Origin of the sequence: Paracoccus aestuarii, assembly GCF_028553885.1 — a bacterium.
Taxonomy (GTDB): Bacteria; Pseudomonadota; Alphaproteobacteria; order Rhodobacterales; family Rhodobacteraceae; genus Paracoccus; species Paracoccus aestuarii.
Genome location: NZ_CP067171.1, coordinates 91,001 through 106,761, shown reverse-complemented (window position 1 = coordinate 106,761; position 15,761 = coordinate 91,001). Strand labels below are relative to the sequence as shown.

The 15,761-nt window shown below is 70.7% G+C and carries 18 protein-coding genes; 1 reads left to right on the top strand and 17 read right to left on the bottom strand.

The window, feature by feature from the left end; genetic code table 11:
* Positions 1-10: 10 nt before the first annotated feature.
* From JHW48_RS17590 to JHW48_RS17515, 17 genes are read right to left on the bottom strand one after another with little or no spacing between them, the layout of a single operon-like run.
* Entirely contained in the window at positions 11-778 is a 768-nt protein-coding gene (locus JHW48_RS17590; RefSeq protein WP_119886916.1) for an SDR family NAD(P)-dependent oxidoreductase, read from the bottom strand.
* Between the two features lie 2 nt (positions 779-780).
* On the bottom strand, positions 781-2,361 hold the full coding sequence (locus tag JHW48_RS17585; RefSeq protein ID WP_170152322.1) for an acyl-CoA dehydrogenase family protein: 1,581 nt from the start codon (positions 2,359-2,361) through the stop codon (positions 781-783).
* Positions 2,358-3,659: a TRAP transporter large permease gene (locus JHW48_RS17580; RefSeq protein WP_119886915.1), complete on the bottom strand. Its 1,302-nt coding sequence runs from the start codon at positions 3,657-3,659 to the stop codon at positions 2,358-2,360. Before JHW48_RS17580 ends, JHW48_RS17585 begins: the two co-directional genes overlap by 4 nt.
* The gene (locus tag JHW48_RS17575) at positions 3,656-4,150 is read right to left on the bottom strand and encodes a TRAP transporter small permease (RefSeq protein WP_119886914.1); all 495 of its coding nucleotides are present in this window, start codon (positions 4,148-4,150) and stop codon (positions 3,656-3,658) included. The genes JHW48_RS17580 and JHW48_RS17575 overlap by 4 nt, the downstream gene beginning before the upstream one ends.
* Before the next feature lie 49 nt (positions 4,151-4,199).
* Positions 4,200-4,595: a hypothetical protein gene (locus tag JHW48_RS17570; protein ID WP_205961946.1), complete on the bottom strand. Its 396-nt coding sequence runs from the start codon at positions 4,593-4,595 to the stop codon at positions 4,200-4,202.
* 9 nt (positions 4,596-4,604) lie between these two features.
* Entirely contained in the window at positions 4,605-5,324 is a 720-nt protein-coding gene (locus JHW48_RS17565; protein ID WP_205961945.1) for a type 2 periplasmic-binding domain-containing protein, read from the bottom strand.
* A 31-nt stretch (positions 5,325-5,355) separates the two neighbouring features.
* The gene (locus JHW48_RS17560; RefSeq protein ID WP_119886920.1) at positions 5,356-6,231 is read right to left on the bottom strand and encodes an amidohydrolase family protein; all 876 of its coding nucleotides are present in this window, start codon (positions 6,229-6,231) and stop codon (positions 5,356-5,358) included.
* 18 nt (positions 6,232-6,249) lie between these two features.
* Positions 6,250-6,702 carry a MarR family winged helix-turn-helix transcriptional regulator gene (locus JHW48_RS17555; protein WP_119886913.1) on the bottom strand — a complete coding sequence of 151 codons (453 nt, stop codon included), beginning with the start codon at positions 6,700-6,702 and terminating at the stop codon, positions 6,250-6,252.
* A complete protein-coding gene (locus JHW48_RS17550; RefSeq protein WP_119886919.1) occupies positions 6,699-7,523 on the bottom strand; it encodes a crotonase/enoyl-CoA hydratase family protein in 825 nt (274 codons plus the stop codon). Before JHW48_RS17550 ends, JHW48_RS17555 begins: the two co-directional genes overlap by 4 nt.
* A gap of 12 nt (positions 7,524-7,535) precedes the next feature.
* Complete coding sequence (locus tag JHW48_RS18595; protein ID WP_336390911.1) at positions 7,536-8,297, bottom strand: hypothetical protein; 762 nt, start codon at positions 8,295-8,297, stop codon at positions 7,536-7,538.
* Between the two features lie 42 nt (positions 8,298-8,339).
* Positions 8,340-9,377, bottom strand: coding sequence for an AMP-binding protein (locus JHW48_RS18590; protein WP_336390910.1), 1,038 nt, complete (start codon positions 9,375-9,377; stop codon positions 8,340-8,342).
* A gap of 54 nt (positions 9,378-9,431) precedes the next feature.
* Positions 9,432-10,730 carry a TRAP transporter large permease gene (locus JHW48_RS17540; RefSeq protein WP_119886912.1) on the bottom strand — a complete coding sequence of 433 codons (1,299 nt, stop codon included), beginning with the start codon at positions 10,728-10,730 and terminating at the stop codon, positions 9,432-9,434.
* Positions 10,727-11,242: a TRAP transporter small permease gene (locus tag JHW48_RS17535; protein ID WP_272835893.1), complete on the bottom strand. Its 516-nt coding sequence runs from the start codon at positions 11,240-11,242 to the stop codon at positions 10,727-10,729. Before JHW48_RS17535 ends, JHW48_RS17540 begins: the two co-directional genes overlap by 4 nt.
* Complete coding sequence (dctP, locus tag JHW48_RS17530) at positions 11,239-12,024, bottom strand: TRAP transporter substrate-binding protein DctP (RefSeq protein ID WP_119886911.1); 786 nt, start codon at positions 12,022-12,024, stop codon at positions 11,239-11,241. The genes JHW48_RS17535 and dctP overlap by 4 nt, the downstream gene beginning before the upstream one ends.
* A gap of 28 nt (positions 12,025-12,052) precedes the next feature.
* Positions 12,053-13,228 carry an FAD-dependent oxidoreductase gene (locus tag JHW48_RS17525; protein WP_119886910.1) on the bottom strand — a complete coding sequence of 392 codons (1,176 nt, stop codon included), beginning with the start codon at positions 13,226-13,228 and terminating at the stop codon, positions 12,053-12,055.
* On the bottom strand, positions 13,225-13,548 hold the full coding sequence (locus JHW48_RS17520; RefSeq protein WP_119886909.1) for a 2Fe-2S iron-sulfur cluster-binding protein: 324 nt from the start codon (positions 13,546-13,548) through the stop codon (positions 13,225-13,227). Before JHW48_RS17520 ends, JHW48_RS17525 begins: the two co-directional genes overlap by 4 nt.
* 16 nt (positions 13,549-13,564) lie before the next feature.
* Positions 13,565-14,740, bottom strand: coding sequence for a cytochrome P450 (locus JHW48_RS17515; protein ID WP_119886908.1), 1,176 nt, complete (start codon positions 14,738-14,740; stop codon positions 13,565-13,567).
* A gap of 109 nt (positions 14,741-14,849) precedes the next feature.
* On the opposite strand from JHW48_RS17515, the gene JHW48_RS17510 reads away from it, so the two are divergent.
* Positions 14,850-15,761 (top strand): LysR family transcriptional regulator, encoded by a 912-nt coding sequence (locus JHW48_RS17510; RefSeq protein ID WP_119886917.1) that lies wholly within the window; start codon positions 14,850-14,852, stop codon positions 15,759-15,761.

Below are 15,761 nucleotides of genomic sequence, written 5' to 3'. Positions count from 1 at the left end.
GCGGGCGCGATCAGCGCGCGGCCAGCCGCACCGCGCCGTCCAGGCGGATGATCTCGCCGTTCAGGGCCGGGTTCTCGACGATCTGGCGGACCAGCATGGCATATTCCTCGGGCCGGCCCATGCGGGGGGGAAAGGGGATGCCCTGTTCCAGGTCCCGGCGCATCTGCGGGGTCAGGCCCGCGCTCATCGCGGACTCGAAGAGGCCCGGCGCGATGGTCATCACGCGGATGCCGAAGCGCGCCAGCTCGCGCGCGGCGGGCAGCGTCAGCGAGGCGATGCCACCCTTCGACGCGGCATAGGCCGCCTGACCCACCTGCCCGTCCTGCCATGCGACGGATGCGGTGTTCACGATCACCCCCCGCGCGCCGTCCGCATCCAGCGGATCGGCCTGGGCCATGGCCCGGGCGCAGATCGCCATGACGCGATAGGTGCCCATCAGCTTCACGTCGATGGTGCGGGCGAAGGCCTCCAGCCCCAGCTGGCCGTCGCGGGGCAGGATGCGGCCCGCCGTGCCGATCCCGGCACAGTTCACGACGATGCGCGGCACCGCCCCGAAATGATCGCAGGCGCGGTCCAGCGCGGCCTCGATCGCGGCCGCGTCGGTCACGTCGGCGGCCAGGCCCAGCCCGTCGATCCCGGTCGCGGCGCGCCGCGCGGCCTCGCCGTCGCGGTCCAGCAGGGCGACGCGGGCACCGGCGCGGGCCAGGTCGCGGGCGGTCGCCGCGCCCAGGCCGCTGGCCGCGCCGGTGACCAGGGCGATGGTGCCGGTGATCTGCATGGTCAATGTCCTTTCATGTCGATGAAGCGATGGGCGCCGCGCGCCTCGGCCGCCTGCAGGGCCAGCGCCGGGCGGGCGGTGGCCAGGAACAGATCGGCCGCCGCGCTGCCCGGGATCCGGGCCGACAGCCAGGCCTGGACCGCGATCCAAGCCGCCCGCATCAGCGGATCGGCCTGGGCGCGCAGGCGCGGCAGGCGCGTCTCGGCCCGCGGGGCGGTCATCAGGGCGGCGAAATCCTCGATCACGGCCAGCCGCAGGGGGCAGTCGGCGCAATCGCCCCGCGCGCGGTCCAGAAAATCGTCCAGCAGGCGGCCCTCGCAGGCCAGGCTCTGGCGGATCAGGAAATCCTGGGCCTGCATGGCGGTCGTGCCCTCGTAGATGGCGAAGACGCGGGCATCGCGCAGCGCCTGTTCGGCCGGATGGTCGCGCGTATAGCCCGCCCCGCCCAGCACGGTCACCGCCATGTCGGCGGCGTCGAAGGCCAGCTCGGCCCCGAAGGTCTTGATCATCGGCAGCAGCCAGGCGCAGCGGTTGTCGCGGCCCAGATCGGCCGAGACCGCCGCCTCCAGCAGCGCCAGCCGCAGCAGGTCGACCCGCATCGCGATCCGGGCCAGGTGACGGCGGATGTCGGGATGGCGGGCGATGGGCAGGGGCGGCGCGTCGGGCGGGCCCCCTTGGCAGCGTTCGGCCGCATGGGCGCGGGCCATGTCCAGGCAGCGCAGCGCGACGCCCAGGCCTTGGGTGCCGACGGTCAGCCGCATCTGCCGGATCATGGTGAAGAGCTGCGCCAGCCCCCGCCCCTCGGTCCCGATCAGCCGGGCGGGGGCCGCGTCGAAATGCAGCGCGCAGGTGGGGGATGCGTGCAGGCCCAGCTTGCGCTCGATCCCGGTGCAGGCGACGCCGGGGCCGCGTTCGACCAGGAACAGGCTGAGGCCGCGCGTGCCCGGGTCGTCCGTGCTGCGCGCCAGGACGCAATGGCCGATGCGGTCGGTCAGGTCGTGATCGCCGAAGCTGATCCAGATCTTGTCGCCCGTGACGCGCCAGCCGGTCCCGTCGTGCCGGGCGCGGGTGCGGATGCGCGCCAGGTCCGATCCGGCACCGGGTTCCGAGATGCAGATGGTCGCGGTCCGCAGCCCGGCGGCCAGCGCGGGCACCCAATCGTCGCGCGTCGCAGGATCGGCATGTTCCGCCAGCAGCCGCGCCGCCGCCCGCGTGCTGCCCGCGGCCATCATCAGCGCGGGCGAGGCGCGTTCGAAGGCCGGGTTCACGGCGGCGAAGACCGCCAGGGGCAGGCCCGCGCCGCCTAAGGCCTCGGGCAGCTCCAAGGCCAGCCAGCCGCCCTCGGCCAAGGCCCGAAAGCCGTCCCGCGCGCCCGGAGGCAGGGTGACGCGACCGCCCTCGTGCCGCGCGCCCGACCGGTCGCCCGGACCGTCCAGCGGCGCGATGACACCCGCGGCCAAGCGCGCGGCCTCGTCCAGGATCGCCGCCATCAGCGCATCGTCGGGCCGGCCCGCCACGGCATGCCAGCCGGGCGTCGCCCGCAGCGCGTCCAGCATCGCGGCGCTGTCCCCGTCCCAGCTCATAGCAGCGACGGCAGATACATGATGACCGCCGGGAACAGGATCACCAGCGCCACGACCACCAGATCGGCGGCGATGAAGGGCGTCACGCCGCGAAAGATCTGGCCGGTGGTGACGTATTTTCCTGCCACGCCCTTGATGACGAAGCAGTTCATGCCGACCGGGGGTGTGATCATCCCGATCTCCAGCAGCTTGACCAGCAGCACGCCGAACCAGACGAGGTCGATCCCCTCGGCCCGGAAGACCGGCAGCAGCACCGGCAGGGTGATCAGCATGGCGCCGAAAGGCTCCATGAACATGCCCAGGATCAGATAGATCACCACCACGATCAGCATCAGGTGCAGGAACCCGAAATCCGCCCCGCCGACGAATTGCGCGATATAGGCCGACATCCCCGTCAGGCCCAGAAAGCGCGTGAACATCGCCGCCCCCACCCCGATGATGAAGAGCGAGGCCGAGGTCATCAGCGTCTCGGTCAGCGCGTCGCGCATCACCTGCCGCGTCAGGGTCCGCGTCACGGCGGCGATCAGGATCGCGCCGCCCGCGCCGATGGCCCCTGCCTCGGTCGTGGTGAAGATGCCGGAAAACAGCCCGCCGAAGACCATCCCCATCAGCGCCAGCACCGGCCAGACCCGGACCAGCGCCTGGCGCATGGGCAGCACCTCCCCCTGGGTCGGGCGCGGCGGCGCGATGTCGGGCCGCAACCAGCAGGTGATCAGCACGACGACGCAATAGGACAGCGCGGTCAGCGCCCCCATCGCGATGCCGCCCAAAAAGACGCGCAGCACCGATGTCTCGGCAAAGACGCCATAGACGATCATCAGGATGGATGGCGGGATCAGCGCGCCGAGCGTGCCGCCCGCCGCGATGGCGCCCGCCGCGAAGCTGGGGGCATAGCCCGCGCGCACCATCTCGGGGATGGCGATGCGGCCCATCGTGGCGGCGGTCGCCAGCGACGATCCGCAGACCGAGGCAAAGCCCGAACAGGCGAAGATGGCCGATATCGGCAGCGCGCCGGGAATGCGGCGCAGGACGGCTTTGGCGGCCTCGAAAAGGCCCGTCGTCATGCCCGAATGATAGGCCACAAAGCCCATCAACAGGAACATCGGCACCGCCGACAGGGTCCAGTTCGCGACGAAGGAAAAGGGCGTGTTGGCAATGATGCCCATGGCCGGCCCGATCCCCAGCATCCAAGCGACGCCGCCGAAGGACACTGCGATCATCGCCAGCGCCACCGGCACGCGCAGCGCCAGCAGGACGAACAGGACGGCGATGCCGCCGAAGGCCGTGGCGATGCTCATGCCGGGGTCTCCTCGGGCCAGAGGGCGCGCAGCGCGGTGACCAGCGCCGCGATCCCGAGGCCGAGCGGCGGCAGCCAGAAGGCGGGCCAGGTCACGACCCGGACATTGTTCGTCATGATGAAGCTGCCATTGGCGGTGTTCGTCAGCGCCGTGCGCAGCGTGACCCAGGCCAGCGCGCCATAGACCAGCGCCGAGATCAGCGTGACCCCCAGATCCGAGACGCGCCGCACCCCCGCCGGCATCAGGCCGTGGATCACGTCGATGCGGACCATGCCGCCCCGCGTCTCGACCCAGGCCAGGGGCAGGAAGGCCAGGCCCACCATGTAGTAATGGGTCACGATCTCATAGGTGGCGGGGATGGGCGTGCCGCGCAGGCTGCGCATCGCCACATCGGCCGAGACATGGATCAGCAGCGCCAGCACGGCCAGCGCACCCAACAGGGTCAGCAGGGCCAGCAGCCCCGATTGCAGGCGTCGGATCAGATGCGGCATGACGGGCCCTTCGGTGAATGGGGGGCGCAGGACCGCGCCCCCGCGGGGATCAGCCGCCGTAGCTGGCGAAATCGACCTGCGACCAGACCTCGTCCTGGACGCGGGCGGCGATGTCGGCGGGGGCCATGCCGTCCACGATCCCCTCCCATTTCTCCAGCAGGTCCAGGAAGCGGGCGACGTGATCGCCGGCATCCTCGATCCCGAAATTGCGCTGCGCCAGTTCGATCGCGGTCTCGCGCTCGGTCGCGGCGAAATCCTGGACGGCCTGGATCAGCGAGGCGTCGGCCTCGACGAATTCGATGCCTGCCCCGCCCGCGGCCTCGATCGCCTCGGTCGGCATGTCATAGCCCCAACGCTGCGTCATGTCGGCATTGGCCAGGTTCGCGGCCTGGGCCAGGGCCTGCCGGTCCTCGGTCGAAAGGCTGGTCCAGGCGGCCGAGGACACGGTGAAGTTCTACGTCGCCTGATAAAGCCCGAGCGGCAGTTCGGTCACATGGGTCACCAGCTCGATCAGGCGGAAGCTCTGCAGATCCGCGACCGAGGCGATGGAGCCGTCGATGACCCCTTGGCTGAGGGATTCGAACGTGTCGTTGACCGAGATCTGGGCCGGGGTGGCGCCGAAATGTTCGGCCAGGCGCGCCCAAGGGGCGCCGCCGGTGCGCAGACGCATGCCGCGCAGATCCTCGGCGGTGCGGACCGGGCGGGTGGACAGGATCTCGTAGACATCCGAGGTGCCCGATCCCAGATAGACCAAGTTGAAGCGGCGCAGCTCGTCCTGGCAGGGCTCGCAGGTGACGATGAATTCGGTCATCGCGGCGCCCGCGGCATGGGACTCGCCCGGGATCAGGGACAATTCGCCCGCCAGCGCCATGAAGGGCAGCTCGGCCGGGTAATAGAGGGGCAGCAGGTTGCCGACCTCGACGATCTGGCTCTGCAGCGCGTCCTTCATCTGGCCGAGGCTCGCCACCTCGGGGCCCAGGATCGTGGCGCCGAGCCGGCCGTCCGAAGCCTCGGCCAGATAGCCGAGGAAGTTCTGGTACATCACCTCGTTCGAGGGATGGGCCGGCGGCGTGCCGGGGGCCGCGCGCAGCACGCGGTCCTGGGCTGCGGCCGGCAGGGCCAGCGCGGTGGTCAGGGCCAGCGCCGCAAGGGCGCGTGTCGTCAGGGTCGTCATCGGTCAACTCCTCCCAAAGTTGGTGACAGTCTCAGAGCTTCAGCAGCTTGCGCGCGTTCTCCTTGAGGATCAGGTCGCGCACCTCGTCGCGGAACGGGGCCTTGGCGAAATCGGCCAGCCAGCGGTCGGGCGTGATCGCCGGCCAGTCCGACCCGAACAGCATCTTGTCCTTCAGCAGCGTGTTGGCGTAACGCACGAGGATCTCGGGGAAATATTTGGGCGACCAGCCGCTGAGGTCGATATAGACATTGGGCTTGTGCTGGGCGACGGCCAAGGCCTCCTCCTGCCAGGGAAAGGAGGGATGGGCCAGGATGATCGGCATGTCGGGGAAATCGACGGCCACATCGTCCAGATGCATCGGGTTCGAATATTTCAGCCGCATTCCCATGCCGCCGCGCATCCCCGATCCGACGCCCGTCTGGCCGGTATGGAACAGGGTGATCGCGCCCTCCTCCGCGATCGCCTCCAGCACCGGATAGATGGCGCGGTCATTGGGAAAGAACCCCTGCATCGTCGGGTGGAACTTGAAGCCCTTGACCCCGAAATCGCGCACCAGCCGCCGCGCCTCGCGCGCGCCCGCCCGCCCCTTGGCCGGGTCGATCGAGGCGAAGGGGATCAGGATGTCGTCATTCTCGGCGCAGAGCTGCGCGACCTCCTCGTTGGAATAGCGGCGAAACCCGGTCTCGCGTTCGGCATCGACGGGAAAGATCACCGCGGCGATGCGGCGCTCGCGGAAATAGGCGGCGGTCTGCGGGACGGTGGGCAGCATCCCCTGCCCGCCTGCGGGGTTCCTGAAATACCGCGCCATCGCGGCCTGGAAATCGTTGTAGCCGTCGTCGCGATGCGTGCAGCAGGGTTCCTCGGCATGGGTGTGGATGTCGATGGCGATGATGTCGTCCATGTTGATCGGCATGGCGGTCCCCTTTCAGAAGGCCAGCTTGCGCATCAGCGCCAGCAGCGTGTCGAATTCCGCGGGCGTCATCCCCGTCGCCTCGGCCGAGGAGACGCGGCGGAACCGCTCGCGGTGGCGGTCCAGATGCGCGCGCCCCGCATCGGTCAGCGACAGCGTGACCGAGCGGCGGTCATCGGGCGGCACCAGGCGCGCGACCAGGCCCGCATCGATCATCCGCTGGACCAGCTTGGTCATATGGGCGGGCTTGATCAGCAGCGTGCGCGCCGCCAGCCCCTGCCGGATGCCGGGATTGAGGTCCAGCAGCCACAGCAGCGTCATCTCGCCCGGGCGCACGTCGGTGCCCTCGAAGGCGGCGAAGAAGCGGTCGTAATGGCGCACCTGCGCCAGCCGCAGCAGCAGGCCGAAGAAATCCGGCAGCTCGCCCAGCTCGGGCCGGTCGCCGGCCTGGGGGCCATGCGCGGTCATGCGGCGCCCCCCGGCCGGGCGACCTTGGCGGCGCGCTTTTCCAGAAAGGCGTTCAGCCGTTCCTCGGCCTCGGGCGAGGTCGCGGTGAAGGCCGAGACGATGCTCTCGACGAAGAGCCCCTCGCCCGAGGCCATGTCGGCGATGCGCGGCAGGGCGTGGATGATGGCATAGTTCGACATCTGCGCGTTGCCCGCGGCCTGCGCGGCCAGTTCGACCGCGCGGTCCAGCGCCTGGCCCGGGGGGGTGCGCAGGCTGACCAGGCCCCAGGCCTCGGCAGTGGCCGCGTCGATGCTGCGCCCGGTCAGCATCAGGTCGGTCATCCGCGCCACGCCCATCAGCCGCGCCGAGCGGACCGATGCGCCGCCGCCGACGAAGATGCCGCGCTGGCCTTCGGGCAGGGCGAAGAAAGCGCTGTCATCGGCGACCCGCACATGGACCGACGAGGCCAGTTCCAGCCCGCCGCCCACCACCGCGCCGTGCAGCGCCGCGAACCACGGGATCGCCCCCATCTGCAGCCGTCCGAAGACGGCGTGCCAGCGGCGCGAGTTCTGCACCCCCTCGAAGGGGGTCTTGCGGACATGTTCGCCCAAGTCCAGCCCGGCGCAGAAGTGATCGCCATGGCCGTGGATGACGCCCGCGCGGGCCTCGGTCTCGGCGCGGGTGATCAGGGCGTCCAGCTCCTCCAGCAAGGCATCCGATATGGCGTTGCGTTTGGCGGTGCGGTTCAGGCCGATCAGCGCGACATCGCCGCGGATCTCATAGTTCAGATGGGTCACGGGCGAAGCCTCCGGTTGGTCGGATTCAGTATCCGTGGAAAACATATCCATGTAAACCTAATCCGTCGCGGGCTGGGCCAGGGGGCGGATCACCTCCGCGCCCCCGGCCTCCAGCCGGGCGGCCAGGTCGGGGCGGCCGTTGCGGATGGCACGCTGATTGACCGATCCCTTGTCGGTCACCTCGCCGCGCTCGAAGCTGAGCGGGCGGTCGATGACCATGGCCCGGTCGATCCGCAGGGACAGGCCCGGATGGGCGGCGTTATGCGCGGACAGCCCCGCGGCCAGCGCGCGGCGCAGGTCGGGATGGGCCAGCAGGGCTGCATCGGACAGCCCCGCGCCGCCCGGGATCAGCCGCTCGATCGCCGGGCGGAAGGGCAGCAGCAGCGCCGACAGCCGGCCCTGCCCCTCGCCCAGGATGACCGCGTCGCGGACCAGCCCGCTCATCGCGTCGATCAGCCGGGCGCGCAGGGCACCGACATTCACCCAGGTCCCGGTCGACATCTTGAAGTTCTCGGCCACGCGCCCGTCGAAGAAGAACCCCGCGGACGGATCGCCCGGCACCGCGAAGCGCAGCGCGTCGCCCAGGCAGAAGAACCCCTCGTCGTCGAAGACCTCGGCCGTCAGGGCCGGGTTGCGCCAATAGCCGGGGGTGACGTTCGGACCCTTGACGCGGGCCTCCCACTTGCCGTCGACGGGGACCAGCTTCAGGATCAGGTCGCGGGCGGGCAGGCCGACATTGCCCGCCTCGGCCCCCGGATCGGTGTTGAAGATGGCGAAGGGCGCGGTCTCGGTCGATCCCAGCCCGGTGGTCAGCAGCACGCGCCGGCCATGGACCTGCCGCGACAGGGCGTCCAGCTTGTCCTAGGTGTGGCGCGCCATCGCCGCGCCCGCATAGAACATCACCTTCAGGTCGTGAAAGAAGGACCGCGCCAGCGCCGGGTCGGCCTCCATCGCCTCGGCCAGCATCTCGTAGCCGAAGGGGACGTTCCAGTACCAGGTCGGGCGGATCTCGCGCAGGTTGGCGATGGTCTGGCCGAAGGCCTCGCGCGTCGGACGCCCGCCGTCGATGTGAAGCGTGCCGCCGTTGTAGAGCGTCACGTTGAAGACCTTGTTGCCCCCCGCGACATGGTTCCAGGGCGACCAGTCCAGCACGACCGGCGGCTCGTCGCGCAGATAGGCGAAGCAGTCGGTCGATTGTTCGGCATTGGCGCACAGCATCCGCTGCGTGGTGATCACCGCCTTGGGCGATCCCGTCGTGCCCGAGGTGAACATGAACTTGGCCACCGTGTCCGGCCCCGTCGCCGCATGGGCCGCGGCGACCCCGGGTCCGGGGCGGGTCCGCATGATCGCCTCCAACGTCAGGGCGACGGGCCCCCGCCGCCCGATCACCGGCAGGCCCGCCAGCACGCCGTCTAGGGCGGCGGCGAAGGGCGCCGCATCCTCGGCATAGACGGCGCCGGGGGTGATCTGGTCGCGCACCGCGCGCAGCTTGTCATGATCGCCCGAGGCCAGCGCATAGGCCGGCGCGATCGCGGCCGAGGGGATGCCAGCATGCTGGGCCCCGAGCGCCATCAGCGCATGGCCCACCGAATTGCCCGACAGGATCAGCAGCGGCCGATCCACCGACAGGCCCAGATCCAGCAGCCCCTGCCCGATGGCCTGCACATGTCCGGCCAGCGCGCCATAGGTGACCCCTTGCCAGCCGCCGTCGGGGCCGCGCTCGGTCATCCAGACCCGGTCGGGGGCAGCCTCCGCCCAATGCGCGATGCGGTCCGACATCCGGTCGGGATGGGCGCCGAGCGGGTCCTTCTGGCGCAGGACGATGCTGCCGTCCGGGCGGTCCTGCCAAGTGATCCGCGGCGACCACAGGGCTGCGGGGCGAATGGTCGAATCAGTCATCTCGGTCCTCCCTGCAGTTAGTTTACGCGGAAATATTTGCCAAGTGGACGACAATCACATCAGCCCGGGCAGCCACAGCGACAGGCCCGGCAGCGCCACCAGCAGCATCAGCGTCAGCAGCATGGCGACCCAGAACGGCAGCACGCCGCGGAAGATGTCCATCAGCGGCACCTGGCGCGCGACGGATTTCACCACGAAGACGTTGATCCCCACCGGGGGCGATATCAGCCCCATCTCCAGCGTCAGGACGACCAGCACCCCGAACCAGATCGGGTCGATGCCCAGCTGCAGGATCACCGGCAGAAAGATCGGCAGCGTCAGGACCAGCATGGCCAGCCCCTCCAGAAAGCAGCCCAGCACCAGATAGACCGCCAGGATCAGCAGCAGCGTGCCATAGACCCCCAGATCGGCGCCGACCAGCAGGCGGCTGACCTCGGCGGGCAGGTGGCTCAGCGCGATGAAGGGGTTGATCAGATGGGCCGCGATCAGGATCAGCATGACGGATGCGGTGGTCACCGTGCTGCTGCGCGCGGCCCTCCAGAAGCCCCGCCAGTCCAGCGACCCGGTCGTCAGGCCATAGACGATGACCATCGCCGCCCCCACCCCCGCCGCCTCGGTCGGCGAGAAGAACCCGGAATAGATGCCGCCGATCGTCGTCACGATCACCGCCAGGATCGGCACCGCCCCCAGAAAGGCGCGGGCCTTCTGCGCGCGGTCGGTGGCCGGGCCGCGGGGCCCCATCTCGGGAAAGACCGCGCAGAGGATCAGCACCGTCAGCAGGAATGCCGACAGCAGCAGCAGCCCCGGCACCACGCCCGCCATGAACAGCCGGCCGATGCTCTGCTGCGTCAGGATGGCATAGATGACGAAGCCGGTGGAGGGCGGGATCAGGATGCCCAAGGTGCCGCCCGCCGCGACCACGCCCGTGGACAGGCGGCGGCTGTAGCCGAAGCGGTCCATCTCGACCAGCGCGGTGCGGCCCATGGTCAGGGCGGATGCGACCGACGATCCCGACAGCGCCGCAAACCCGCCGCAGCCGATCACGGTGGCCGCGGCCAGCCCGCCGCGCATCCGGCCGATGGTGGCATAGGCGGCCTCGTAGAGACTGCGGCTCATGCCGGTGACGCTGGCCACGTTGCCCATCAGGATGAACAGCGGCACGACGATCAGCTCGGCATTCGAGGCCAGCGCGAAGGTCTCGGAGGACAGAAGGCCCACCGCCGCCTGCAGCCCGTTCAGGGACCAGATGCCCAGAAAGCCCACCGCGAACATCGCGAAGGCCACGGGGATGCGGATCAGCAGCAGCACCAGCAGGACGGCGATGCCGGTCAGTCCGGCGGCGACGGGGCTCATGGGTCGGCCCCGGGCCAGGGGGCGGGGGGCGCGCCGCGGATCAGCGTGACCGCCGCGCGCAGCGACAGGGCCAGCGCGCTGACCAGCGACAGCCCGACCAGCGCGAACTGGAACCAGGCCGTGGGCAGGCGCAGCAGGTTGGTGGACAGGTTCAGCATCTGGCTCAGCTGGGCGCTGCGGAAGACGGCATAGGCGATGGCCAGAAAGATCACCGCCCCCAGAAGGGCGGCCAGCACGTCGATCGCGCGGTTCACCCGGTCGGGGAACCACGGCTGGAAGATGTCCACCGCGATATGCCCGCCCGTCCGGTCGCAGAGCGCCATGCCCCCGAAGACGACCAGCACCATGGTCATCGTCACGAGGTCCTGCGCCCCGAAGAGCGGCGCGCCCAGGTTGCGCCCCGTCACATCCGCGACGATGACGCCGGTGACGACGATCAGCCCCGCCGTCCCGATCATCGCCGACAGCGCGATCAGGGCGTCCGACAGCCGCACCAGCCGGTCCAGCATCATTCCCCGCGCATCCGTGCCAGCACCTCGGCGCCGCCGACGCGGGCCACATAGGCCTCGGTCACCTCGGCCATCGCGGCGTCGAAGGCGGCGGCCTCCTCGCCCTGCAGGTCGTGGACGGTCACGGCGTCCGACTGCCGCGCCGCGTCCAAGCGGAAGTCCTGCAGCACCGAGCCGCCGCTGACCAGCCCGTCGATCAGCCCGGTCTGCAGCCCGTTATAGACCTGGGTCATCGGGATCTGGACCGGCGTCGCGCCAAGCGCCGCGACGGCATCCGCTGCGATGGCCCCCGCAACGCGGATCTTCAGCCCGGCCAGATCGCCCGGCGCGCGGATCTCGCGGTCGCGCATCATCAGGATGTTGGGCTCGGAGCCCCAGAAGGACAGGACCTCGGTCATCGGAAACTCGCCCTCGACCGCATCGGCGGCGCGGCGGAAGGCGGCATGGACGGGTTCGTCCAGGGGCAGCGCGCCCGGCGCCTCCAACATCATCGTCAGCGGGAATTGCGACGAGGTGTAGCCGGGCAGGCCCCAGCCCAGATCGGCCGTGCCTTGGACCACACGCACGAACTGGTCCTGCGGGCCCGCCCCCAGCTCGCCCCCGTGATAGGCGCGCAGGGTGACCGCGCCGCCGGTGCCCGTGGACAGCGCCTCGGCCATGGGGTCGATCTGGGATGCGGTGATCGTGTGCATGGGCGCGGCCCAGTTGGCATAGCGCAGTTCCTGCGCATGGGCGGCACCCGCCGACAGGCTCAGCGCGGCGGCCAGGGTGATGGTGCGGGTCATGGTTCTCTCCTCCCAAAGAAAGCCGGTGTCAGGCGGCGATGATGCGGTCCAGCAGGGCCCCGTCCCCGTCCGGGGGCGATGACAGGTGGCGGCGCGCGGCCATATGGGTGCGCGGATTGTTCAGCGTCTCGATGGCGGCCAGGCCGTGTTCGTCGATCCGCGCCACGGTGCCGGGCGCCAGGACGCGGTCCTCGGCCCCCGGTCCGGCATGGCCCGCGATCTGCAGCTTGCAGGCCCCCTGATCCGACCAGAACCACGGCAGGGCGGCATAGTCGGCGGGCGCCCCGCCCGCGATGCGCGCGGCGATCAGCCGGGCCTGGTCGGTCGCCGCCTGCACGCTTTCCAGCCGCAGATGCCGCCCCGTCCGGGCCGAGGGCACCGAGGCGCAATCCCCGAAGGCCGAGATCGCGGGATCGCGCGTCAGCAGCCGGCCGTCGACGCGGATGCCGTCCGCGACCTCCAGCCCGGCGGCCTCGGCCAGTTCGGTGCGGGGCCGGACGCCCGCGGCGATGACGACCAGATCGGCGGGGATGTGGCGGCCATCCTCCAGGACCACGCCCCGGTCGACCTCGGCGGCCGCGCGGCCCAGATGCAGGACGCTGCCCTGCGCGCGGTGCCAGTCGGCCAGCGTCGCGGCCATGGGCGCGGACAGGGTGCGGACCATCGGGCGGGGGGCGGCCTCGATCACCGCCACCTCCAGCCCCAGGCCGCGGGCGACGGCGGCGAATTCCAGCCCGATGAAGCCCGCCCCGATGACCGCCACCCGCCGGGCATCCGCCAGCCGCGCCCGCAGCGCCCGCGCATCGACCATGCTGCGCAGGCCCAGGGCGGTGTCGGCCCCCGGCAGGGGCGGGACCAGGTTGCGCGACCCGGTGGCCAGGACCAGGTGGTCATAGGGCAGCACCCGCCGCCCGCCCGCATGATGCAGGGTGACGGTGCGGGCGGCGCGGTCGATCGCCTCGGCCCGGTGCCCGGGCAGGTAGGTGATGTCTTTGGACGCGAAGAAGGCGGCCGGGCGCAGGATCAGCGCCTCGGCCCGGCCGTCCAGCAGGAAGGCCTTGGACAGGGGCGGGCGCTGATAGGGCAGGCCGTCCTCGGCGCCGACCAGGGTCACGGGACCGGAATGGCCCGCCTGGCGCAGGCTAGCGGCCAGCTGCAGCCCGCCCTGCCCCGCGCCGATGATGACGGTCCCGGCCGGGGTCACATCTGTTCCTCGGGCAGGTGCACCACCAGCCCGTACAGCCCGGGCCCGAGCCGGATCTGGCAGGACAGGCGGGACCGGTCGTCGACCTCGGCGGCGGCGCCCTCCAGCATCTCGGCCTCGTCGGGGGACGGGCCTCCGGTGCGGGCGGTCCAGGCGGCATCGACATAGCAATGGCAGGTCGCACACATCATCGCGCCGCCGCATTCGCCGACGATGCCGTCGATGTCATGGGCGACGGCGGCCTGCATCACGCTCTGGCCGTCCTCGGCCTCGATGGTGGTGGCCTGTCCGTCGGGGGCAGTGAAGGTCACGCGGATCATGGGGCGTCCTTTCTGGTCAGTTCAGCCGCACGGGCAGGTTGACGGGGCCGCGGAACCCGAAGCCGCGCCAGCGCACCGCGTCCGGATCGGGCAGGCGCATGTCGGGAAAGCGGTCGAACAGCATCGGCAGGATGATCTTGCCGACGGTGCGCCGGGCGACATGGGCGCCCGCGCAGTGATGGGGGCCATTGCCGAAGGCCTGATGCGGGTTCCTGGCGCGGAAGACATGGAATTCCTCGCCCCGCTCGAAGATCTCCTCGTCGCGGTTCGCGCTGGCCTGGATGGTCATGACCGTGTCGCCGGCGGGAATGTCGAAGCCGCCCAGCTGGGTGTCGCGCGTCACCAGGCGCGAGCTGGCCTGGATGGGGGCGACCCATCGCACGCCCTCCTCGAAGGCCTCGGACCAGGCGTCGCGGGCCCGCACCTCGGCCAGCTGGTCGGGATTGGTCAGCAGCCCGAACAGGATCGTGGCCATCGCGTCGCGCGGCTCGTTGATGCCGCCGCCGATGGCGATCTTGATGTTGGCATGGATCTGGGAGACCGGGATCGGGCTGTCCGCCGTCAGCATCAGCGACAGGGCCGATCCGTCGGGATCGGCGATCCGCCGGGGCCCCACGCGGTCGAACAGGGCGTCCATCTCGTCATTGGCGCGGTCGGATGCGGCGAAGGGCTCGGGGCGCCAGCCGAAATTGCCCGCCCCGTCGATCAGCTGCTGGGACCAGCGCATCATCTGCGCGTCGCTGGCCTCCGGGATGCCCAGGATATGCGCCAGGATCCGCGCCGAAAGCGGCCCGCAGAGATCGGCGAAAAGATCCACGACCTCGCCCCGCGGCAGGCGGGCGATGTATTCCTCGGCCAGGCGTTCGTAGAGCGGTGCCCAATCCGCCACGATCCGCTTGGGCGTCAGCGCCTTGGAGATCGCGCGCCGTTCGGCCAGATGTTCGGCACCGTCCTTGCGCATCAGGGTATGGGCGCGGAAGGCCGGGCGCATGGGGGTGTTGGGGTCGTCGCTGCTGAACAGCTCCGGGTCGTCCTTGACCAGCTTGGTCAGCGCGGCCTTGGTCAGCAGGGTCCGGCCCACCGATTCCACGCGCAGCACCGGGCTTTCCGCCCGCAACCGGCGATAGACCGGATAGGGGTCGCGGGCCAGTCGGTCCAATGTGATCGTGCGGTCCAGGGGTGCAAGCGGCACGTCCAGATCCTCCCTTCCTCTCCTCCGGGGTCAGGCTAGACGATGCGGGGGGTTTCGATCCATGCGATGGATCGGTTATGATCCATCAGGAAATTCGATGGAGGCCGTCATGCGTCACCCCACCCTGCCCCCCGAGGCCGCCGCGCTGGACTTCGCCGCGCTGGAGATGCTGCAGGTCGTGCGCGATGCGGGGTCCTTCTCGGCGGCGGCGGACCGGTTGGGCGTGAACCAGTCGGCGGTCAGCTATACCATGGGCAAGCTGCGGGCCTGTTTCGGCGATCCGCTCTTCGTGCGCCAAGGCGGGGCGCAGGTGGCGACGGAACGCTGCGCCGCCCTGCTGGCGGGCACCGGCACGATCCTGGCCGCGATGGAGGAGATGGTGCGCCCCGACGCCTTCGATCCCGCCCGATCGACGCGCAACGTGACGATCGCCTGCAATTATTACGAACGGGTGCTGCTGATCCCGCGCATCGTCGCGGCGATCCGGCAGGCGGCGCCGCGGATGACGGTGGCGGTGATCAACGCCGCCGGGGACGGGCATCTGCGCCTGCTGTCGCGCGAGGCGGATGTGCTGGTCGGCCCCTTCGCGCCCGCGGGGGCGGGGTTCCATTCCCGCCGCCTCTATCCCGAGGATTACGCCTGCCTGATGGATCCCGCCCATCCCGCCGCCCGCGGCCCGGAGCTGGACGAGGCCGCCTATCTGTCGCTGGCCCATGTGCTGATCCAGTATGGCGGCACATGGCGGTCCGCCTATCTGCAGGAGATCGAGGCCGCGGGCCATCGCCTGACGCCCGCGATCACCGTGCCCAGCCCCGCCGGGCTGGACACGCTGATCGCGGGGTCGGATCTGGTGGCGACGGTGCCGCGCAGGCTGGGCGCGCGGCTCGGGGCGCGGCTGGTCCTGCGGGACTGTCCGTTCGGGGGCCGGTTCGACCTGCGCATCGGTTGGGCGGCCGACACGAACGCCTCGGCCCTGCATCGCTGGCTGCGCGAGCTGATCTGGCAGGCCTGCCGCGGCTGA